Raw genomic sequence first — 19,336 nt, forward strand, 5'->3', positions numbered from 1 at the left:
TGCGCCAAGGCCAGATGTGGGAAAGTTGCCTGCATCATCCATCCGTCAGGTTATAGCGTTTCATAATCGCCGGGATTTGCCGCCGGAGTTTCGCGTCACGTTGGTCCAGATCGCGCTGGAGTTGGGCCAGAGTGCGTTCGTCGGCATTGCCCTGCACCACGATGCTGGTCGAGGGAGAGAAGGTGATGGAACCAGCGCTACCAGCCGCTTTGCCCATGGCCCGATTGACCTGATCAGCGTTCAGCACTGTGCCACTGACACCAGGGACAAAGAGCTCGGGTTGCTTTTCCCCTACGACATAAGCTGTGCCTGCCGAGACGCTGCCGCCATTAGCGCGGAAACCGCCGAACGCACTGCTGATCAATCCACCGAGGATCCCGCTGCCGCCTCCGCCGCTGGCCCAAGGCCCTTCATTGAAGAGCGCCGCCTGAAGTGCGGCCTTGGCGAACATCTGGGCGATATTGCCCAGCACATCCGCAAAGCTTTCGCCCGCGATGATCGAATCGATCAGACCATTTTTAACCTGCGCCTGCGCATCGGCCATAAGCCGTTGAGCGTCTGCCGCCCTGCCCTCGGCCAGTGCCCGATCATTGGTGGCGATGATGTCCGCCGCCTTGGCTTCGCCCAAGGCCTCGATTGCTTGGCGGTAGGTCGTGGTGGTGCCCGCCATCATCGCATCGAGATCGACGTTACGCCGCTTGGCATCGGCCATCAGCATCATGACAGTCTTTTGCTTTTCGATCTCAGCTGTCACCTGGGTGATGGCGCGGGCTTCATCTTCCGGCTTTAGGCCCTGCGCCTTGATTGCACTGATCTGGCTCGCCTGCGCAGCCGCGAGCTTGGCCGTCTCTTGCTCGGTCAGCAAGTTTTGCTGGAGTTGCTGGCCGTATTTCTTGGCCTGCTCTGCAAGGCGTTCCCGGTCCTTGATCTCCTTGTCGAGTTCCTTTTGCACCTCAGGGTCAACTCGTTCGATCGATTGCTGACCCCACGCCTGCTGGATCACAGGAGCCGGTACGTTATTCAGCCCCGCCCACACGCCACGGATACCCGAAACATCACCTGGCTTGATCTGGCGAAGCAACTGCTCTGCAAGCCGGTCCTGCATTTCTGGCGAGAACAGCTCGTTGCCGGTCAGGCCGAGATCTTTGATCAGTCCCTCCAATGTCGTTCCAACGATCTGATAACGACCCAGCGCAGAAGACCCTTGCCCATTGCCATACAGAGCGCGGTTCTCCGGCGTGCGCATGCTCGACTGAAGGGCAAGAATTTCCTTCAGGGTCATGTTGACCAGATTACGCGCGCCGCCAGTCCAGCGACCGTTATCAAGGGTTGCGTTGTAATCGCCACCGCTTTCACGCTGAGCGATCAGCTCAAGAATGCCCTTTTGCGCCGCAGCACCATCCTTACCCCATTGCGTCAGGCTGGTGCCGGTCGCGCGCTCAACCAGACCGTCGAAAAAGCCGCCTGCCCCCGCCGCAATGCGCTTTTGCATGGCAATGAACACTTCATCATTGGCCAGAGCCAAAGCCTTGGTTTTGACAATCTCATCATCGATGAGACTGAGACGCTCGCGCGCCAGGCGCGCGGCTTCGACCGCCTTGGCGTTGACCGCAGTAGCCCCGGCAATTAGCGCCTCTTTCAAGACCTCCTCCGCAACCTTGCGGTCGTTGGAAAGGGATTTCAGCTTTTCCGTATGGGTTCGATATTGATCGATGATCCGATCTTGCTCAGAGCGCAGAGCTTCTGACTGGGCCGTTGCCTGTTTAAAATAGGCGTCAACCTTACCCCAAAGCCCGTCTTTGCCGCCAAACTTCGCACCGACCTTGTCTGCACCACCGGCGACCTCGATCAGAACGGCATTCAAGCCCTCGGCAGCGGTCAGCGCCGCGCCAGCATCACCCCCCGCATCCATGACCGCCTGCATCGCGACCGCCATACGCTCGGCATCCGAGCGACCAACCCGATAGGTGTTCATCAGCTCCTGCACCTTGCGCTGCGTGTCGCTGATTGTTTTGACTTCGACACCCGAAACGGCCCCGAGGATTGACGGCAACCAACCGGCTTCCTGGCTATTATCACCAAGCTTGCCCCCGACACCTCCCACCGACTTGCCGAGATCGGCCAAAGCAGCAGCAGCGATAGCCTGAGAAACAGCCGATTGCTGGCGGAAGAATTCCTGCGCCGCGCCAGCAGCTTCACCATAGCGGGCTGTCAGCACCGCGATCGGCGTTTCCGCAGCCTCCACAGCAGCTTTCATCAGATCCGTCGCTTCGGTGACCAGCTTCAGCTTGTCGTCGAATTGCGCCGAAGCATCACCAGCCTTGAGCAGGGCAGCTCCGAGCGGAATCAGAATCGCCGTGGCCGCGCCAGCCATGGCGCCAACAGCACCAAAGGCACCGAGCAACTGGGGCAACTGCTGACCGGCGGCCTGCGCAATTGACGTCCCTGCCCCAACCTGAACCGCAAAGTCGCCGATCTGCCAGCCAAACTGCTGCATGCTGTTGCCGCCGCCGGCCATTTTACGACCAGCTTCCTCACCGACCTCGCCCGCCTGCTTCAGTTGCCGCGCTGCGCGTTCGGTGGCTGCGATATATTGCTTTTGGTCCAGCGCCCCACCCTTGAAGGCGCGGCTCAGCTCAGCGACCGACTTTTCGTACTTCTTGGCCGCGCGATAAGCAGGATCATAGGCACTCGCCAGCCTGTCCATGTCACGCTTATGCGCATTGGCGGCCTGCGTATTAGTGACCTTGCCTTGGGCATCGAGAAAGGCCTTTTGTGCTTCCTCACCGCGCTTTTTATAGAATGCGACAACCTTGTTGGCCTCTTTGACCAGTTGCGCATCGGAAAAACCTGCGGATACGACAAGATCCGGTTCATCAGCCATCAGAAGCCCTCGATCCCCAATTCTTTGAGACGGCTTTCGCTCATCGGATTGCCTTTCGGCCCCGACTGCCAGCCATTCGCACGGCCATAGCCGTCAAGGCAGGCCATGAATTGCCACGGGGTCATCTCGCCCACCTGCGCAGGCGAGAACCCCATCACAGCCCCTAATCCGTAATAGGTGCTGAACTTCCACTTGCCGTTTGTTCTTGCTCCGGTGTCGGCTCCACCGGAATAGGCTCCCCCACAGCGTCATACGGCGGGCCAAAAAGCGCAGCTCCCAGAATGGTCTGGACCGGAACCTTGAAGCTGATCAGATCATGGAAATCGAAGGCCTTCTTGACCGCCTTCAGCGCATCCACCGGGGCCATCCCGCCGCCGATCAGGCCCCACCGGATGACTGCCACCAGTTCAGACGCCAGCCACTGTCCGACATTAAGCTTGTGGAGCAGCCACTCTGGACCGCAATCGGTCTCTTGCTGGATCGATTCCAGTTCCACCAAGCCAAGGCGGAAGCTATGCTCTCCGCCTGGCCAAGCCACAACCGAAGGCCGCATCAGGCGGCCTCCGTGAATTCGACACCATTCTGGAAGCGGATGTTGAGCGCAGTGGTAATGACGGCGCCAGTATCATTGGCGATGCCATCGAGGTTGAGACTGGGCAGCATGCCAATGCCATCGATATATTCGACCTCGCCGGTTTCGGCATCGACGATGTGTAGGCGGATCGGTAGCGCGAGCTGATCCTTAGCCCAACGCAGCAGCTTGTCTCGGTTCGAGCGCGCAAGCTGGGCATTCACGGTCATGTTTACCGTCTGCGCGCCATAGGCAGCGATGGTTTCCACCGGAAGTGTCCAGTCATCGCAATCTGAGACGCGGGTTTCCGTCACCTCGTTGTCGAAGGTCAACTGCGCGCCATTAGCCCCGCAGAAATTGGTAAAGACCAAGGGGGTCGCCGTTTCCCAGGCCACCATGACGATCATATCGCCGCGGTAATGAAGAGCCGGTTTTGCCATATTAACTATCCTTGCTGGTCCCGGTCGCCGCCGGGGCTTTGGGTTTAGGGATCTGGCGCGTCGCCGCGCCGGCTTCCTCCGCTTTTGCGATCACCCATTCGGGCAACGTCTGCGGCTCTGCCGAGGCATCAACACGAATGGAGATGCCCTTCTTGGGATCGGTCGCATTGAAGCGCCGATGGAAAATGGCCTTAGCCATGTCGCCATGCCTCTCTGATTGCCGCGCGCACGCGGTCACGGATCTTCTTGCGGAAGTCTGATTTTTTGGCCTTCCACGACGGGAAGAAGAAGGGGCGCGCGGGCAAACCGTCCTTGGTTCCGAATTCATGGAACCGGGCGTAAAAGGCATCACGACTGCCCGCGTAGATCTTGATGCGCAGCGTGGCGTATTGATCGCCCTGATTTTTCCCGCTGCGGATTTCATCGATCATGAAGGCCCCCGGAGGCACATCGCCCCAGGTCCAGCCGACCGATCGCAACAGATCTCCATCACCCTGCCGGAAGTTGGCCCGGATCAGGTTGCGCATGTATTCGCAGATGTCTTCCGCGCCCTCTTCCATCGCGTCACGCGCCGCATCGACCGCAACGGCAGGAATTTGCTTGAGTTTTGCGACGATGCGGGGGTTAAGCTGAGCCATCACACACCCGTGAGGAGAATCGATTTGAAGAAACTAGTTGCTATAAGCCTCGGACTTATTGCTTTGACCGCTTGCGTTCCCGTTACTCCTGTTGTTAGCGAATTCAACGGGGCGAGCGTGAAAATTCGCCGCCATACGCTTTCCTCTGACAACGAGGAAGTAGCAAAATCAAAAACGTTGGCAGAAGCTAACCGGATTTGCCAAGCCGGCGGCAAAAAGAGAGCCGAACCAGCATCAACTCGCATGGTTGCGGACTACGAAGCAGAAGACCTATTCCTCTGCCTTGATAAGTAAATTTTTTGCAGGTTAGAAAACGCCCCCTGTCGTCGGGGCGTTTCCTTTTTATGCCGCGACGAGCGCGCTGGCTTCGGCCCACTCTTTTATCTTGAGCCACTGCCATCGACGGAGGTCCGGCCACTCGTCGCTCGGGTCACCCATGAAATTATCCATAGCGACAAATTCAACGAAAGCTCCGAACCCAGCCGCAGTAGTGATCGGTGTATCGCGAATTGTTCGAGAAATATCGTCCTTAAGCAGCTGTAGGTTATGCTCGTCGCGCTGACCCTCGGCAGCTATCCATTGGCGGAAAACGTCGGTGAACCTTTTGCATATTTCGACCATCGGGTCGGTCAGTTGCTGGGCACTTACAGGAATCGCAGCAAACGCGAAAACGACGGGCAAGGCTGGGGCAAGAGAGAGCAGCGACCGGCGGTTCATTGCAGCACCCCACGAACATCGACCGCATAAACCTTGCGCCAAACGTCAGCATGGTAGGCTTTAACCGAACCGTAATTTGCATCGAAGATGTCGATGGAAGGCAGGCCCATTTCTTCTGCGGCCTTCTTGAGGTGCCGCCAGTTGAAGCCTTTGCCCCTGTAGACCCCCTCCATGCGCTTGACCGTGGCGTATTGCAGCGAGCGGTCAAGTTCCTTCTCAAGTCGTTTTACCTTCTTCACTGCTTGGCTGGCCGTGTTCATCGCCGTTGCCTCGCGCCGAGAACCGATCTCCGCTTTAGTCTGCTCCGCGATCATCCGAGCCTCTTGTGCATCAGCCCAAGCGCGGGCGGCAGCGACAGGGTTGGAAAAATCCGGCAAAGCACCCGCTGCGCGATCCTTCCGCATGCGCTCCAGCTCCTTGACCACTTTGTAGCGCAAGTCGGCGCGATAGCCGGTGATCAGCGTGACGACCAGATCCTCGGGAAGGCAGTATTCCTTGCGCCACTCCCCCTTCGCGTCCTGATACTGCGCTTCCAAGTCAACCAGCCCAAGTTTGGACCCGTTGATCTGTTCCATCATATTCTCGATGTCGCGCAGGACGTGCTTGTGCAGTTTTTTGCACAGCGCGGCGATGTCGCGTGAGGACATGGTAACGGGGCTATTGAAATTCCCGCCGAATGATATCATGTTCATGACTGAACCTTTTGCTAGGGTTTCATTCAAGGCCATTGGGGTTGCAGCCCCGGTGGCCTTTTTCGTTTTAGGCTTTGGCATCTTCTCGCTCCATCGCCTGCCGGATCAGGGTGATGAGCAAGTTGTTCATCGAACGGTCCTCGATCTTGGCCTTCATCTTCACCCACATCTTCAAGTCGGGCGGCAAGCGCAGGCCGAATGGCGGTTCTTGGGGTCTCTTCACGTTCGCTCCCTTCTTCTAATAGAAGCTATCTACTAATAGAAGGCATTGCCTGTCAATCGGTCTTTCTACAAATAGAAGTCATGACTGATTCTGCCCCCAAGCAAGAACCGCCGTATGGCCTTAGGATGCCCCCCGACCTCAAAGCTCGGGTGAAGGCTGCTGCCGAGGCAAACAACCGCAGCATGAACGCTGAAATCGTGGCCACGCTGGAGGAAAAGTATCCTGCCCCAAGACCCTCTCAGGAGCTTGCCGCAGCCTTAAGGGAAATTATCGATGAAATTAGCCTCATCGAAGATCCCGAAGCGCAGCTTTCTGCATGGAAAGAAGCTCGCACCACCGCAATTGATGCCTTGTTGCATGGCCTTGCCGATCGACAAGAGGACGGTGGCCCAAAGGGGAGGATGCCGGACAACCAATTGTTCGGTCAAATTGAAGAATATCTGCTCAAACTGAGAGCCAATACGCCAACACAATTCAGAGGCATAAACAGCAAGCCGAACCTTGCACCGAAGGCTGAGGCAACCAGTACAAGGGTGAGAACCCGCAACAGACCGAAGCCTGACTAGCCCCCCACCGGAGGCCATCATGGAACTATCGCTCCTCCTATTCGCCTTTCCCCCGCTCGCGCCGATGGTGCCGATCCTGTTCGCGATGGCGCTATCTTAACCCTCCACGTCGACCTCGACCTGAACCACCCCATGCACACAGCCTGATGGATCATCCATCACGCGCACTAGCGTGACGCGTGCGGGATGCGCCGTCACCGCGTCCTGATCCATCCAGCCGTTGAGCGCGGTCGAGACATCGTCCACGACGTCCTCGGCCGCCCCCTTGCCGTCAGTGCACCAAACGTCGACCTGAAGCGTATAGCTGCGGGCCTCGATGCACTCGACGCTCTCATCGTTCCAATAGCTCGGCCCGAGCGAGACATAGGGATAGGCTTCGCTTTCGGTGGCCTTGTCATAGACGCCGGTCAGTGCCGGAACCTCAGCCTCGAGGCGCGCAATGACCGCCTGACGGATCGCTCTACCTGCCCGCATTGCCACCACCCTCGACCAGCATCTCGAACAGAGCCCGATCCTGCGTCTCGCGCGGATCCTCTTTGGACTCGTAGATCCGCCCGTCGATCACCACCCGCCATTCGGAGGTGACCGCGCGCGCCTGCGTCGAGCTGCGGAAGGTCACGATCGCGGGCGACCGTGATTGCATCCGCGATGCCATAACGCTTTCCCCACCGCGCAGCGGCTTGAGATTGACCCAAGCCGTGAAAGCTTCGGGGTAGGTATGGATGACCTTACCGTCGGCGTCCTTTTCCTTGTGTGGCCGTTGGAAGGTGGCGCGTTTGGTCAGATCGCCTGCCCTCATGTCCAGCGCCTCCACGGCGCTAGCAGTGCTTCATATGCCCGCGTCGGCTGCCATTTATCCGCCTCCTGCTCGCGGTTCTGATAAAGCGTGCCGACGTGCAGCATGATCGCGGCCTGGATCGGCTGCGGGACACCACCGGAGAAGCCAGCGACGAACTCCACCGACACTTCATCACCTGACGTGACCGGCTCAGAGCGGGAAATAACCGGCCCCAGCGGCAGGCAAGTTATGTCGGAACCGGGCGAAAACACCGCGCGCCACGTCTGCGGCGATAGCGCGATGCCAAGCGTCCCGTTCAACCCGTCGAGATGGGATGTCGCAGCGTCCAGATAGGCCGCAATCAGGCCGTCCTCGTCGTCATGATCGACCCGAAGGTGCGTCTTTACTGCCGCCAGAGGCACGGCCAACTCTTGCGGGCCTTCGACAAGCTCAATCCTTTTCAGCATTGCGCTTTGCCTTGTCCCTGAGAGCCGGTTCCGCCTTGTTCTCAACGCGGGGCTCGGCTTTCACGGCCAGAACGCCCGCCCGGACAAGATGCGCGACCTCGTTTGCATCGGCCTCGCGGATATCCCCTGCCGCATAGGCCTTATCGCCAAAGTGCTGGCGCAAAACGTCGTATTTCATGGCAGAGCCCTCCAATCGGCTTACAGAGAGGGCCAGTTTCCCAGCCCTCCTTCCTAAACCGATCAGGTGATGTTGCCGAAATCGCCGTAGATGAAGCTCTCCGGGCGATAGACGGCAAGGGCAAGACGTTCCTCTGCCAGGATGGTGACGAGGTTCTTCGTGAAGTCATCGTTCACATATCCGACCTCAACCCGAGCGTCCCAACGGTCAAAGACCTGAGCGCCGAGTTTGAACGCGCCGGTCAGGAACTTGTCCTCGGCAATCGCCTGAGTCGTCACAACTGGCAGGCCCCAGATCGTCGGCGCGATGGTCCCTTGCGGGTTGCCGATGATGTAACGCCCGGTCGTGTCCTTCTCGAGCTCTACGCGCGCCCAGTCTTTCGGGTTCAGCACGACCCCGGTCGAGGGGAACAGCGCCAGCTCTGCTTGCAGCATGGCAAGGCGCAGGTTGTCGATCTCGGTCGGCGTGGTGACGGTGATCGGGGCCGCGAATGCGGTCGCCTGCGGAATGATGCCGTTCAGGTTCTGGCCGGTGCCGTCACCGTTCAGAAGCTGGTTTTCCTCGGCATAGGCGAGGCCGTACATCAGGCGCTGGTCGATGACCGAGCGAAGCTGCGCGAAGTCAGAAAGGATCTGGCGCGAGGCCTTCATCCAGTGCGCGATGACCTTGGCCGAGGTGTTGACCAGATCGAAGCGCAGGTCCGACTCAGGCTTGCCCGCAAGTTCCGCGACCGGCGCGGCGCTGTTCGTGAACCCGCGCTCACGGACATATTCGAGCGTGCTGCCATCCATGCGGCCCTGCGACAGCAGATCGCGCACGGTCATGCGGCGCTGGGGAAGTTCAAGGATGCCTGGCAGGCGCGTGGTCTGGACGCCAGCACCAGCGGAACCGGCGGCGGCAGTCGTGGCCGAGGAAATGGTCGCCTTGAACCGTGCATCAACCCGGCCCGAAGTCTGCTCGTTGCTGAGGAACGCCTTGACGCGCTCATCTTCAACGAACCGCTCACCGAACGACTTTTCAGTCTCCGGCGCCGCCCCTTCGCGGGCGGCCTTCTGCTCGATCTCATCAAGCTTGGCGCGCAGGCTGTTCACATTGAGAAGTGCCTCGTCGGCTTTCTCTTTGACGCCTTCGGCCAGCTTTTCACCAGCATTGGCTTTCCCGAGGGCTTCCTCGGCAATGGCCTTCACGCTCTCGACAGCCTTATCGACAGCCGCCTTCGTTTCAACTGCAAGCTCAGCAGCCGATTTCATTTGGTCCGACATGGGAACCTCCGTTTTGTCGGGTGGATCAGCCCATCAGGGCTGCAAACGCGGACGCGAAATCCGCGCCACTCGCCGTGTCAGCAGGTTCCCCCTGCCCTTTCAGGTGAAGACGCACGGCGCGCTCCGCCTGAGAGTTCGACAGCCCCAAGCTCCCCTTGAGCATCTGTTCAAACTCACGCTCGGTCAGCCGATCCCCGGCCTTCAAGCGGTCAATCAATTCTGCCGCGAGGCGTTCAGCCTTCACGCTGGCCGTGTCGATGGTCGCATTGCGGTTCGCGCCAATAGAGACGACGGAAACCTCAAAGAGATCCAGCTTTTCGAGCAACCAAACGCCACGGTCCTTGTCCTCGGTGTGCTTGCGGATGCGGTAGCCAATGGAGAGGCCGTCGATATCCCCGGCCTTCAGAAGCTCATAGGCCTCTTTGCCGCGCTGGACGCCCATATTCAGGCGGCCCCGCATGACAAGCCCCTTATCGTCCTCTTTGGCGTCAAGCCACTTGCCGATCGGCTGATGCGGATCGTGCTGCCAGAACATCTTTGGCATCGAGCCTCGGGCCGCATGCTCCTTGAGGCTGTCCGCATATGCACCCGGCATCACGATATCGCCGACCGAGTCCGGCTCACCAAGAAAGGTGCTGCCGTATCCCTCAAATTCGCCCGTCGCATCGTCCATCTCATTGATGGACAGGACTGGGCTAGACTGCTTTGTCAGCATTGCCTGCCTCCGTAATGGGCTGATTTTGCATTTGCATGCGAACTTCATCGCCTCCCGCAACCGGCGGCAGGTTTTCCAGACGGCGCACCTCGTTGATGGTCATGCCGCCGATCTGGGTCATAGTCCGGTAGAAAGACGCGCGAGCTGCGCTGTCACCGCGCAGCAGCCCTTCAAGGTTGAACTCGACAGACACGCCAGCGGCCCGGTCCTCGGCGCTCAGAAGCTGCATCATCACAGCCTGCTCGATACGTTTTATGCGGCGGCGCAGAGTGAACTTCTGGAACATCAGGACTTGCTGCTCGACGCCGGTCGGCCAGCTTGTCGTCTTGCTCGTGTGGCCGATCATCACTGGCGGCACGCCGAAGAACCGGCAGATTTCCTCGACGCTGAAAGCCCGCGTCTCAAGCATCTGGGCATCTTCCGGCGTGATGCTGAGATGCTGATACTTCATCCCACCTTCAGCGATGAATGGCCGCCCAGCATTGACCGCGCCGGTATATTCATTCGCCAGAGCCTCGCGGGCGATCTTCCGGTTTTCGGGCGAAAGCCATTCATCGAACGAAAGGATTCCGCTTGGCCTCATGCCATTGCGGAACATTCCAGCCGCCGCGCGATCCGCAGCCATAGCCGAGGAAAACGACTGCCGACCGAACGTCAGGACTGACATGCCTCCGAGCGGGTCGCCGCCGGGGCCGCGAATATGCAGAACGTTGCGGTCCAAACGGTCATAATACCGACCATCCTTCGACCAGCGATAGCGCAGCGGACCTTGCTCCGTCCGCGTGACAGACACGGAATCAGGCTTAACCGGACGCAGCGCGATCACGCCGCCCTGGCTGTTGCGGATGATGTCGGCATAAGCATTGCCAAACAGATCCAGCGACAAGGACATGTAGTCCCAGAAATCGACGGCCGTCTGATCGAAGTTCGGACTGTCGTGCAAAACGCGATAGAGCGGGTGCGTCCGATACGGCTCGCTATAGCCGTCAGGCCTCGCCCGGTGGATCACAAACGGTAGGCTGGAAATTGTCCCTGAAATCAGATTGGCGCAGGCCCAGACCGCCGACACGGCCATAGAGCTATGCTCCGTCACGACCTCGCCAGCGTCAGGAATCGGCCCATACCAGCCAGTATCATTCACAAGCGACACCGGCTGGACGATATCAGCCTTCGTTTGCAGGCCGGTTGCGCCCTTGAGCCACGAAACCAGACCCATCATGCATCCCCCAGAGAGGCGAAATAGCTGTTCATGTTCGCCCCTTGCCCGTCATGCTCGGCCTTCAGGAACCAGCCGAGCGCCATGATCAGCGCTACTGCGCCGTCAATTTTGTTCGCCTTCATCTCCTTGCGGGGATAGACGTTTTCCTTGTTGTCGTAGTGCCCGACCACGTTGCCGATCATCCAGTTCAGCACCGCATTGCCGGGGTGATGGATGCGGCCCTCTCGCATGAGGGCGTCGAGTGTCTTCGTCGCTTCGGACATGTTCTGAACCGTCTGCCGGTATTCCTCGGCCGGCATCCCGTCACGCTGTAAAGCCTGAATGAGCGCCTGTGCCTGCCATGGGTCGGTTGCCACGGCTTTCAGCTCCAACCCGGGGCCTTCCGCCTTGATATCATCCTCGATCACGCCGAAATCGGTCGTTTCGCCGGGGGTGGCGTGGATATCGCCCTGCATTTCCCAGCCCCGGTACATCGGGTGCCGGTCCTCTTCGATAGCGGCCTGCGGCAGGTAAAAGCGTGGGAACACATAGAAATGCTGCTTCCCGGCGACCTCGCGCCGATACAGGTTCACCCGCGCGGCAATGTCGATCTTGGACGCCAGATCCAGACCGATCACGCACTCATCGTCCGCGAAATCGGCCTCATTGAGCGATTTATCCTCGCATTTCCTCCACCATTCCGTGTCGTAGAGTGCGGAATTGGCATCGACCCACACGTTGAGGTGCTTGGTCAGATAGTTGGCCCGCGCCGTCGTCTGCTGCTGCGCCTTCTGCATGGTCTGCATGACCATCTTCGGGTCGACGGAAATCCCCCAATTCGGATTCGCTTTCGCCAGCGCTTCCTCGCTGAAAGGGTCGTCGGCCTCGTCAATCGTGTAGATGATGGCGAACAACGCGTCCGCCGCCTCACCCAACACCGTGCCCGTCAGCACCTTTGCCGCGAAGTCCCTGACCTCGTAGCAGATGCCATGTTTGTTGACGCCCGCTGTCGTGATCAGCCAGAGCAGCGATTGCGGGCGCTTGCCTAGACCTGTCTCGAGCACGTCATAGACATCCCGAGTCTTATGCGCGTGCAGCTCGTCCACCACAGCCAGGTGGATATTCAGGCCGTCCAGCGTGTGACCATCCGCCGACAGAGCCTTGAAGCTGGATGACGACCTCAGCTGCACAATCGCCTGTGCCGTCACCTCGATCCCGAACCGCTTAGTAAAGGCGGGCATCTTGCGCGCCATGGCCTGAGCATCACGGAACACGATCCTCGCCTGATCCCGCGTCGTCGCCGCCGAATAGACCTCGGCGCCGGCCTCACCATCCAACGACAGCATGAACAGACCGACCGTCGAGGACAGCGCCGACTTGCCGTTTCCGCGCGGCACCTCAATGTAAACCCGACGAAACCGTCGATGTCCTTCCGCATCCACCCAGCCGAACACCGTCGTCAGGATGAACACCTGCCAATCGGCCAGCGCGATCAGTTCTCCGCGCGATGCCAGCGGCCCCTTGATGTGCGGGCAAAGCTCGGTGAAGCGGCAGACCTCAGACGCGCGCGCCTCGTCAAATCCATATCCGTTAGGCGGGGACTGCAGGTCGTTCAACTGCCGTTCGCAGGCCAGATAGACGAACCGGCAAGCCGGTATCAGCCCAGAGACAACCTCGTCAGCATATCGCCGCGCCCGTTCGAGATAGGTCAATTCGCCACCCTGCTAAATCCGGCGAACTCGTCATCCTCCGGTTCCTCGGGCGGTTGGTAGACCTTGGTCCTGTCAACCGGCGTCGCGCCCAGTGCGGAAAGTGCCATGCGGTAGTTGCCGAAGAAGCTTGCCGGCGTATCAGCCGGAAGGCCCGCCATGATTTGGCCTCGCATGATGCTGACGATCTCGACGGCGCCGCGATCCTCATATGTCAGCCACGGAAGCTCGTCCGCAAAGGTCGCCCAGGCCTTTTTCGCCTTTGTCGGCAAGTAGCTCGGAGCCGAGCCGAGGTCGCGCCCCGACTTCTTCGGCTCGCTGCGGGCTTTGAACCGGGCAGGGTTGATTTTGTCGGCACCTGTGAGCGCCGCTTTCGCCGTCGGCGTCCTCGGTCGTGCCATTGGTCAGCCCTATCGCCTTTGTTTGAATTGCAGATGTGTGCAGAGAGTGTGGACGCCGGTCCCGACAGGACTGCTCCTGAACTTCCGACCTCCCCCTCCCTTACCGGGCCGGATACCCGTCCAACCCGACCACGCGCAGCCTATGCCTACCCTCGTCGCGATCCGACTTGGCCGCGTGGCAAGGCTCGCAGAGGCTCTGTAAATTGCGTTCATCGTCCGTGCCGCCCTGGGCCTTCGGAATGATATGATCAACCGCATGATCACGAGGCCTGACGCATAGCGCTGTGACCCGGCCTTGCCTTAAGCAGGCTTGGCACAAATACCTGTCGCGAGCGAGTATCTGACTGCGCAGCTTGTCCCATAGGGACCCATAGCCTCTAGCGTGCCTACTGAATTTCTCAGCCCATGGCTTGCTGGACATATCGACTCCAGTTTACGCAAATACAATTGAGTTTTGGCGAGATTTACAGGCATATTTTGGGAGAAGATTTATGGCGAGAGTAGCCGAGGAGCTGTGGACCGATGCAGAGCTTGAGGCTTGCGTAAAAGCCTACTTAGCGATGATAGACGCCCAAGACCGCGGTGAGCGTTTTAACAAATCTGCAATCTATAGAGAGCTCCAGCTCGACCACCTCGCGGGTAGATCTGAGGGTTCTATCGCAAGGCGCATGTCAAATCTTACGGCGTTCTTCGAGGAGCGCGGGGAGCGGGTACTTGCCGGTCACAATGGGTTAGCCAATATTGGAACGAATGTGAGCCGACGGCTCACTCAGATATTGGATCGCATGGCCGTCGAGGACGGCGGCGAAGAGGCCCTCAGGATACAAGCCGCCAAGATCATTGAGCGTGGCCCTGTAACAAAGCCACGGCACGGAGTCCCAGTAAGGGTTCAACGTGATGTTTCGGCCTTCGCGCGGAGCGCTGACGTAGTTGCTTGGGCGCTTTCTCAGTCCCTCGGCATTTGTGAAAGATGCCAAGAACAAGCACCATTTCTAGACCGGCAAGGCTTGCCGTTTCTAGAAGTCCATCATGTCGAGTTCCTGCGGAATGGCGGCCTTGATGACGCAGACAACGTGGTTGCGTTATGCCCAAACTGCCACAGGGCTGCGCATCATAGCCATGACGCCGGTGACGTTAAGATCCGGCTTCTTGCTCGGATCCAGGCCCGGGGGTACTAATAACAAGCCTTTTAATCCAGATCGCAATAGCCTCTTCAATCAGCGATCTGGGCCACCCTCCAGAGTACTGGGCTATCTCTCCGCCAGGGCCAACCCAGGCGCCGAATGCCTGGTCTGGCCACTGGAGCAACGTGAACCTGCCGTATCGGCTAGCCTTCGGTTGAAGTTTACTTAAAGCCAAATAATCCATGGAGGGATTATCGCCGACCTTTGGTTAATTTTTAGTTACCCCGTCCTCGCGAGAGCGCAGCCCTGTGCGATAATGCTCATGGCTTTGCGATGCGTGTGACTGCGCTCACGGGAAGGCGGGGATGGGGTTTGCCGATAGGGCGCTATCTTTCCTTGGGGAAAGGACTAAGCTGCTCAGTCCGGTCACATCCTGACTGAGATCATGAAGGAAGCGTACCATGGCCAAAGGGCTAGATAAGCGAAAGCGCGACGAGAAGAAGCCAAAGAAGGTCGTTGCGAAAACGAACGCATCCGCCCCCAGCACGAAGAACCTCGTCGCTGATACCTTGAAGGCAAAAGGCAAGTAACAGGTAAATCGAAAGCCCCGCCTGCATTGCTGCGGACGGGGCGTCAGTAACCGGCGTGGGTGCGCATCGCTGAGAGGCGTGGCCGGTCTTGTTATTCAGTTGATACCGCAGTCCTGCAAAATTGGCCGCATTGCCTTTGTTGAGCCTGCCCCCGAGATGATCACCGATCCAATATCGCCAGGATAGGGCCCGTCGATCAGGCTCATCTTCATCACGATATGTTCCCGCGATCCAAGCTTGACGATCTCACGAAACGCCTTGGCAATATGTACGTCGTTCGTGGCGCTTTTCTGCGTCGAGGCCACACCCTTCTGAGGAAGGCTTACGCCTGTCGCCACAATGTCGCCGCTCTTGGTCTGGAAGGTAAAAGCAACATTGCCTCCGCGGGGTACATCCTTGCCATACGTGATGCTGAAACCGAGCGAACCTTGCGTACAGCCAGCGCGAAGAACATGGCCGCTTTCTGGGTCTTTCGCCATGACAAGCCTCTGGCCACCCTCGGAATAGCTTTGCAGCTTAGCCGGGGTGATCAACCTTTCCGCTGCCCCTACCGGACTGGAGGCGATGGCAAGCGATGAAAGAATTGCAGCGGCGAAGATCGGCTTCATATCAGGATGCTCCGTTTATCAGATCATCCCCTAGTTTCACCCGCACTCGAGGTTGGCAACTAAGCTTCTCGTGAATGAAAAAGCGCCACAGTCATAACCGTAGCGCTGCTAGATGTTTACCGTTTGTTCATTCTCTCGTCAAGCATTCTTATCGCTGCGACGAATGCCAGCCCTGCAGTCGTGAGTTGGCCTCCTTTGACTGGATCGACGCGTCGCCGCATTATGCTTGCGATAGAGTGCCGTTCATGCCCGGCGAGACAACCTAACAGGCCCTGCATGCGCATCCATCCGTTTACGGCATCACGGTCTTTTTCGTCGGCGGTGCGATTGTCCGGAACGTCATCGGGATTCGTCTCGAATGACTCGGGCAGGAACTCAGCCTTGCTGACGTTCGGGAAGCGATGCTTGCCAATGATACGACGCATGTAGGCGTCATCGGCCATATCGACCTTCTTGAAGGCTGCCCATAGGCGATCTGCCTCGGCCTTATCGACCGAGCCAATTGCGATTGCCTGACCGGCTGGTTCCCCCCAGATCTGGTGATCAATTTCACCAATAGGGCGCGCCATGTGGCGGGCGCGAGCGGATAGCACGACGATGCGCGGATCTTGCTCACGTTCTGGGTTAGGCGTTTCCTTCTCCCATGCTTTGGTCATTGATGCGACTGTCCCTCGGTTGCGTCTCGCGCGCAGCTTTGCGGCTTTGCTGGCCATTATTCTTCCGTCTCCCGGTTGCCCTTGTTGTGTTCGCGGACCATGCGCTCTAGCTGCTTGCGGCGGTCCTTGCGCTCTTTGCGGTTGGCCTCGATGCGGGAGAGTCGTTCTTTCGGTTTCGGGCGTTTGCGGGTCATGCCTTGCCCCCACTGGCCGAACGCAGATCTGCCCAAGCATCCCAACCGCCTGCTCGCATCACAGCCCACGCATTGCGCTGAGCGATGCCTAGAGCGTTACCGACTTGAGCGCTGGTGTAGCCAAGACGCCCTGCCCCGGCCGCCCATGCCTGGCGTTCATCTCGTAGCGCTTGAGGGGTGTGCTTGTTCATGCGGCCCGTGATGCGCTTCGGGGCCTTGAGAGCTGGGCGGGGCATGTCTTGGCCCCCATGTGACGTGCGTGCTCAGCGCGGATCGCGGCTATGACAGGGGCTATGAGGTCAGGTTCTGGGGCTGGCCTGATCAGCGTAAACCGCGGGGCCGTCTCGCTGCGGTCACACGGAGCCGGATCCTCCCATGGGGCCAAGAGCAGCGTGGGCTTGCGGGTCGCAAACTCGAGGCCTAGTCCCTTGGCGATTTCACGGACCACAGTGACTTCAATCCCAAGGGCCGAGGCAATGCGCCCGCTGGAGTAACCATGTTGGATCTGGGCTTTGATCCATGCGGTTCTCTCGACCTTCAGGGCGTTTTTGGTCGACGCGCGGAAAGGACCGCTGATATGCGCCGGGGCGATAAGCGTCATGCCTGCCCCCTATCTGTATCTGCCTCGTTGATCTCGCGGAGGGTGTGGGGGGCGAGGTCGGTGGCAACAGAAGCTCGCCCAGCCTCCCATGCCTCAACGACTGCCGCCATGGAGATTGCGCTGCGAACCGAAACCAACTGCTCCGGCAAGAGGTCTGCGTCATAAAGGATCGACAGAAGCGCCGGAGTGCTGTTGATCGTCTGACGGTACGCCGCGATAATTTCCTGAACCTTGGCTTCGCCCGTCATTCTGCTGCCTCCATGCCGGGGCGATAGCTGGCGTACTGCGGGCCGGGTCCGAGCAAGTCGCGAACGCTCTTTACCTTCACCTCAGGAATGTCGGTGTGACGAGCGTGGCGTTCGGACTCTGCCGCTTTGACCGCTGCGCTGTGTCGCTCTTGCAGGCCCAGCAGCGCCTCGCGGGCAACATCGTCACCATAGGTCCGGGCCAGATGGTCGGCCATGCGGTCGCGGCGGCGCATGATCTGGTCAACTCCGACACGGGCGATAAGCAGCAGGGCGTTCTTGCCCCAGAGCCAGTTGTCGCCAATCGGTTCGTCGTTCTGAATGCGGGCCTCTGCGACGGCCAGCGGATCCACGGCCCAGCCATCCGCCGAAGCGACTTTCAGCACCTTCGAGACAGCCTTGCTGGCCTTGACCAGATCCCCCTCGGACGGCCACGCCCAAGTGTCAGAGCTTTCCGACAGGGATTCGAGCATCTTGCCCCACCACTCGTCCAGCCGGTCGCCTGACGGCGCAAAGCGTGTGATGATCGAGACATATGCTGCCATTTGCTCGGCCTTCCGACGATCATCGGAGCCAAAGCTTTTCGGGGGCTGGCGGCGTGAGAGGTAGTCATTCAGGCGGCGGGCAATATCCGCTTTGTGCAAGGCGCTCATCAGGAAACCTTTCTCTCATCGGAGATGCCGAGCTGCTCGTTGAGCAGGCGCATCACGTTGTCGGTAATGGCGGGGGTTGGGGCTGATTTCGGACTTAGACGGGCCGTGATCCACGGGATCGGGTCCACTGCTCCGGCTTTGGAGCAGGCCATGCAGGCTTCGAAAATCACGGCGTCATCACTGGTCTTGCGCCATTTGCCGAGAATTGACCGGGCCTGCCTTTCCTCGATGCCGTGACGGCCGAGAAACGTCACCGTTCGGTCGAACAGGTCCTTGGCGAAATCGTCACTCGGCTTTTGAAAATCATGATCATCCGCAGGCGGCGAAATCGACGCATCGCGTCCAGAAGCGTTAGCTTCTGGTATATCTTGTAGGTTGTTGGGTTGTTGGGAAGGATAGTCCCGCGGTTCATCCGTGGAACTATCCGCGGATGATGCAGCATCTATATATTTCAATGAGTTGCCAGACTTTTCGCCCGTTTTTCGGTCAGACTGTTGCTTAACCTGCCGTTCAACGTAAGCGGCTTCTTCCCGTAAGCGCTTCGAAAACACAGCTCCATTGGATGCGCTAAGAAACTCCCGGATCACCGGGCCAACCCGAGATTTCCAAAGCCGAGTGGAGACGCGGCTGACGCGCGCCAAGCGGCTGTCATCGTCGGGGAAGTCGCAACTTTCCCGAGTCCACATAGCCATGAGAATCAGGAAATACGCGCCGATCTCGTCGGCTTCGAGGTGCTGGGTGTCACGCTGGAAGGCGTCTACCCAGATCGGGCACGGGCGCTTAGCTCGGGCTGCTTGAGGGTTGAAGCTCATTCGGCGCCTTCCTCAGCGATCCGGTCGCGCAGGTCGCGATAGCTCTGAACACCGATGATCTGAAGCGCGTGATCGACAGTGTGTGCCACATCGACCTGGCCGCGCCATTCGCCGTGCCATTTCACCTGTGCCTCTGTCAGCTTTCGCGCTGAGGGGGGCTTGGTTCCGTCCTTGATTTCGATGAACCAGTTGCGGCCTCGAAAGCCCACGGCAATGTCGGGGCAGCCCTGCCCTACCGCATGGAGCAATTCGACACTTGCACCAACGCCCCGAAGAGCGCCCACAATTTCGGACTGGTTTGCATCAACCGCAGCAGCGCGTCTCATCTTCCCACCTCACGGCCCCTGAACAGGATCGCGTGGACCGCCAAATAACGGGCCGTCGCTTCCTTGTTGCGGTTGCAGAGACGGATCG

Annotated in this window: 30 protein-coding genes; 4 read left to right on the forward strand and 26 right to left on the reverse strand. The window is 59.2% G+C overall.

Annotated features, from left to right (window positions below):
- Positions 1 to 34: 34 nt before the first annotated feature.
- The 6 genes from RTS12_RS14905 to RTS12_RS14930 are packed head-to-tail and all read right to left on the reverse strand — an operon-like array spanning position 35 to position 4,533.
- Positions 35 to 2,884 (reverse strand): hypothetical protein, encoded by a 2,850-nt coding sequence (locus RTS12_RS14905; RefSeq protein WP_312529911.1) that lies wholly within the window; start codon positions 2,882 to 2,884, stop codon positions 35 to 37.
- Positions 2,884 to 3,039, reverse strand: coding sequence for a hypothetical protein (locus tag RTS12_RS14910; protein ID WP_312529914.1), 156 nt, complete (start codon positions 3,037 to 3,039; stop codon positions 2,884 to 2,886). The genes RTS12_RS14905 and RTS12_RS14910 overlap by 1 nt, the downstream gene beginning before the upstream one ends.
- Positions 3,040 to 3,047: 8 nt before the next feature.
- Positions 3,048 to 3,437 carry a gene transfer agent family protein gene (locus RTS12_RS14915; protein ID WP_312529916.1) on the reverse strand — a complete coding sequence of 130 codons (390 nt, stop codon included), beginning with the start codon at positions 3,435 to 3,437 and terminating at the stop codon, positions 3,048 to 3,050.
- Complete coding sequence (locus RTS12_RS14920; RefSeq protein ID WP_312529918.1) at positions 3,437 to 3,895, reverse strand: phage tail tube protein; 459 nt, start codon at positions 3,893 to 3,895, stop codon at positions 3,437 to 3,439. The genes RTS12_RS14915 and RTS12_RS14920 overlap by 1 nt, the downstream gene beginning before the upstream one ends.
- 1 nt (position 3,896) lies before the next feature.
- A complete protein-coding gene (locus tag RTS12_RS14925) occupies positions 3,897 to 4,094 on the reverse strand; it encodes a hypothetical protein (protein ID WP_312529920.1) in 198 nt (65 codons plus the stop codon).
- A complete protein-coding gene (locus tag RTS12_RS14930; protein WP_312529921.1) occupies positions 4,087 to 4,533 on the reverse strand; it encodes an HK97-gp10 family putative phage morphogenesis protein in 447 nt (148 codons plus the stop codon). Before RTS12_RS14930 ends, RTS12_RS14925 begins: the two co-directional genes overlap by 8 nt.
- A 24-nt stretch (positions 4,534 to 4,557) precedes the next feature.
- Between RTS12_RS14930 and RTS12_RS14935 the strand changes: the two genes are divergently transcribed.
- Entirely contained in the window at positions 4,558 to 4,827 is a 270-nt protein-coding gene (locus RTS12_RS14935; RefSeq protein WP_312529923.1) for a hypothetical protein, read from the forward strand.
- Positions 4,828 to 4,875: 48 nt separating this feature from the next.
- Here RTS12_RS14935 and RTS12_RS14940 read toward each other — a convergent pair whose 3' ends face one another.
- Genes RTS12_RS14940 through RTS12_RS14950 form a run of 3 tightly spaced genes read right to left on the reverse strand, consistent with a single transcriptional unit; the run spans position 4,876 to position 6,165 of the window.
- Positions 4,876 to 5,250 carry a hypothetical protein gene (locus RTS12_RS14940; RefSeq protein ID WP_312529925.1) on the reverse strand — a complete coding sequence of 125 codons (375 nt, stop codon included), beginning with the start codon at positions 5,248 to 5,250 and terminating at the stop codon, positions 4,876 to 4,878.
- Positions 5,247 to 6,023, reverse strand: coding sequence for a Rha family transcriptional regulator (locus tag RTS12_RS14945; RefSeq protein WP_312529927.1), 777 nt, complete (start codon positions 6,021 to 6,023; stop codon positions 5,247 to 5,249). Before RTS12_RS14945 ends, RTS12_RS14940 begins: the two co-directional genes overlap by 4 nt.
- Entirely contained in the window at positions 6,010 to 6,165 is a 156-nt protein-coding gene (locus tag RTS12_RS14950; RefSeq protein WP_312529928.1) for an Arc family DNA-binding protein, read from the reverse strand. Before RTS12_RS14950 ends, RTS12_RS14945 begins: the two co-directional genes overlap by 14 nt.
- An 80-nt stretch (positions 6,166 to 6,245) precedes the next feature.
- Here RTS12_RS14950 and RTS12_RS14955 point away from each other — a divergent pair, with 80 nt between their 5' ends.
- A complete protein-coding gene (locus RTS12_RS14955; protein ID WP_312529929.1) occupies positions 6,246 to 6,731 on the forward strand; it encodes an Arc family DNA-binding protein in 486 nt (161 codons plus the stop codon).
- Between the two features lie 96 nt (positions 6,732 to 6,827).
- Here the strand turns inward: RTS12_RS14955 and RTS12_RS14960 are convergent, their stop codons facing one another.
- The 10 genes from RTS12_RS14960 to RTS12_RS15005 all read right to left on the reverse strand — a co-directional run bounded on the left by RTS12_RS14960 (position 6,828) and on the right by RTS12_RS15005 (position 13,860).
- Complete coding sequence (locus RTS12_RS14960; RefSeq protein WP_312529931.1) at positions 6,828 to 7,205, reverse strand: DUF3168 domain-containing protein; 378 nt, start codon at positions 7,203 to 7,205, stop codon at positions 6,828 to 6,830.
- Positions 7,192 to 7,530, reverse strand: coding sequence for a phage head closure protein (locus tag RTS12_RS14965; protein WP_312529933.1), 339 nt, complete (start codon positions 7,528 to 7,530; stop codon positions 7,192 to 7,194). Before RTS12_RS14965 ends, RTS12_RS14960 begins: the two co-directional genes overlap by 14 nt.
- Entirely contained in the window at positions 7,527 to 7,976 is a 450-nt protein-coding gene (locus RTS12_RS14970; RefSeq protein ID WP_312529935.1) for a head-tail connector protein, read from the reverse strand. The genes RTS12_RS14965 and RTS12_RS14970 overlap by 4 nt, the downstream gene beginning before the upstream one ends.
- Positions 7,960 to 8,154 (reverse strand): hypothetical protein, encoded by a 195-nt coding sequence (locus RTS12_RS14975; RefSeq protein WP_312529937.1) that lies wholly within the window; start codon positions 8,152 to 8,154, stop codon positions 7,960 to 7,962. Before RTS12_RS14975 ends, RTS12_RS14970 begins: the two co-directional genes overlap by 17 nt.
- A gap of 62 nt (positions 8,155 to 8,216) precedes the next feature.
- A complete protein-coding gene (locus RTS12_RS14980; protein ID WP_312529938.1) occupies positions 8,217 to 9,416 on the reverse strand; it encodes a phage major capsid protein in 1,200 nt (399 codons plus the stop codon).
- A 25-nt stretch (positions 9,417 to 9,441) separates the two neighbouring features.
- On the reverse strand, positions 9,442 to 10,131 hold the full coding sequence (locus RTS12_RS14985) for an HK97 family phage prohead protease (RefSeq protein WP_312529939.1): 690 nt from the start codon (positions 10,129 to 10,131) through the stop codon (positions 9,442 to 9,444).
- Positions 10,112 to 11,347, reverse strand: a complete 1,236-nt coding sequence (locus RTS12_RS14990) for a phage portal protein (RefSeq protein ID WP_312529940.1) — start codon at positions 11,345 to 11,347, stop codon at positions 10,112 to 10,114. Before RTS12_RS14990 ends, RTS12_RS14985 begins: the two co-directional genes overlap by 20 nt.
- Positions 11,347 to 13,041: a terminase TerL endonuclease subunit gene (locus RTS12_RS14995; RefSeq protein WP_312529941.1), complete on the reverse strand. Its 1,695-nt coding sequence runs from the start codon at positions 13,039 to 13,041 to the stop codon at positions 11,347 to 11,349. Before RTS12_RS14995 ends, RTS12_RS14990 begins: the two co-directional genes overlap by 1 nt.
- Positions 13,038 to 13,439 carry a hypothetical protein gene (locus tag RTS12_RS15000; RefSeq protein ID WP_312529943.1) on the reverse strand — a complete coding sequence of 134 codons (402 nt, stop codon included), beginning with the start codon at positions 13,437 to 13,439 and terminating at the stop codon, positions 13,038 to 13,040. The genes RTS12_RS14995 and RTS12_RS15000 overlap by 4 nt, the downstream gene beginning before the upstream one ends.
- 100 nt (positions 13,440 to 13,539) lie before the next feature.
- Positions 13,540 to 13,860, reverse strand: a complete 321-nt coding sequence (locus tag RTS12_RS15005) for an HNH endonuclease (protein ID WP_312529945.1) — start codon at positions 13,858 to 13,860, stop codon at positions 13,540 to 13,542.
- 70 nt (positions 13,861 to 13,930) lie between these two features.
- Between RTS12_RS15005 and RTS12_RS15010 the strand changes: the two genes are divergently transcribed.
- Positions 13,931 to 14,617: an HNH endonuclease signature motif containing protein gene (locus RTS12_RS15010; RefSeq protein WP_312529947.1), complete on the forward strand. Its 687-nt coding sequence runs from the start codon at positions 13,931 to 13,933 to the stop codon at positions 14,615 to 14,617.
- Between the two features lie 407 nt (positions 14,618 to 15,024).
- A complete protein-coding gene (locus RTS12_RS15015; protein ID WP_312529950.1) occupies positions 15,025 to 15,153 on the forward strand; it encodes a hypothetical protein in 129 nt (42 codons plus the stop codon).
- A 95-nt stretch (positions 15,154 to 15,248) separates the two neighbouring features.
- Here the strand turns inward: RTS12_RS15015 and RTS12_RS15020 are convergent, their stop codons facing one another.
- From RTS12_RS15020 to RTS12_RS15050, 7 genes are all read right to left on the reverse strand, one after another.
- On the reverse strand, positions 15,249 to 15,761 hold the full coding sequence (locus tag RTS12_RS15020; protein WP_312529952.1) for a hypothetical protein: 513 nt from the start codon (positions 15,759 to 15,761) through the stop codon (positions 15,249 to 15,251).
- A 116-nt stretch (positions 15,762 to 15,877) separates the two neighbouring features.
- Entirely contained in the window at positions 15,878 to 16,474 is a 597-nt protein-coding gene (locus RTS12_RS15025) for a hypothetical protein (RefSeq protein WP_312529954.1), read from the reverse strand.
- On the reverse strand, positions 16,474 to 16,611 hold the full coding sequence (locus RTS12_RS15030; protein ID WP_312529956.1) for a hypothetical protein: 138 nt from the start codon (positions 16,609 to 16,611) through the stop codon (positions 16,474 to 16,476). The genes RTS12_RS15025 and RTS12_RS15030 overlap by 1 nt, the downstream gene beginning before the upstream one ends.
- Positions 16,612 to 17,208: 597 nt before the next feature.
- On the reverse strand, positions 17,209 to 17,460 hold the full coding sequence (locus RTS12_RS15035; RefSeq protein ID WP_312529958.1) for a hypothetical protein: 252 nt from the start codon (positions 17,458 to 17,460) through the stop codon (positions 17,209 to 17,211).
- Positions 17,457 to 18,110 carry a hypothetical protein gene (locus tag RTS12_RS15040; RefSeq protein ID WP_312529960.1) on the reverse strand — a complete coding sequence of 218 codons (654 nt, stop codon included), beginning with the start codon at positions 18,108 to 18,110 and terminating at the stop codon, positions 17,457 to 17,459. The genes RTS12_RS15035 and RTS12_RS15040 overlap by 4 nt, the downstream gene beginning before the upstream one ends.
- Positions 18,110 to 18,922: a DUF1376 domain-containing protein gene (locus RTS12_RS15045; protein ID WP_312529962.1), complete on the reverse strand. Its 813-nt coding sequence runs from the start codon at positions 18,920 to 18,922 to the stop codon at positions 18,110 to 18,112. The genes RTS12_RS15040 and RTS12_RS15045 overlap by 1 nt, the downstream gene beginning before the upstream one ends.
- A complete protein-coding gene (locus RTS12_RS15050; protein ID WP_312529964.1) occupies positions 18,919 to 19,248 on the reverse strand; it encodes a hypothetical protein in 330 nt (109 codons plus the stop codon). The genes RTS12_RS15045 and RTS12_RS15050 overlap by 4 nt, the downstream gene beginning before the upstream one ends.
- Positions 19,249 to 19,336 lie beyond the last annotated feature (88 nt).

This window comes from Paracoccus sp. (in: a-proteobacteria), assembly GCF_032007265.1.
Lineage (GTDB): Bacteria > Pseudomonadota > Alphaproteobacteria > Rhodobacterales > Rhodobacteraceae > Paracoccus.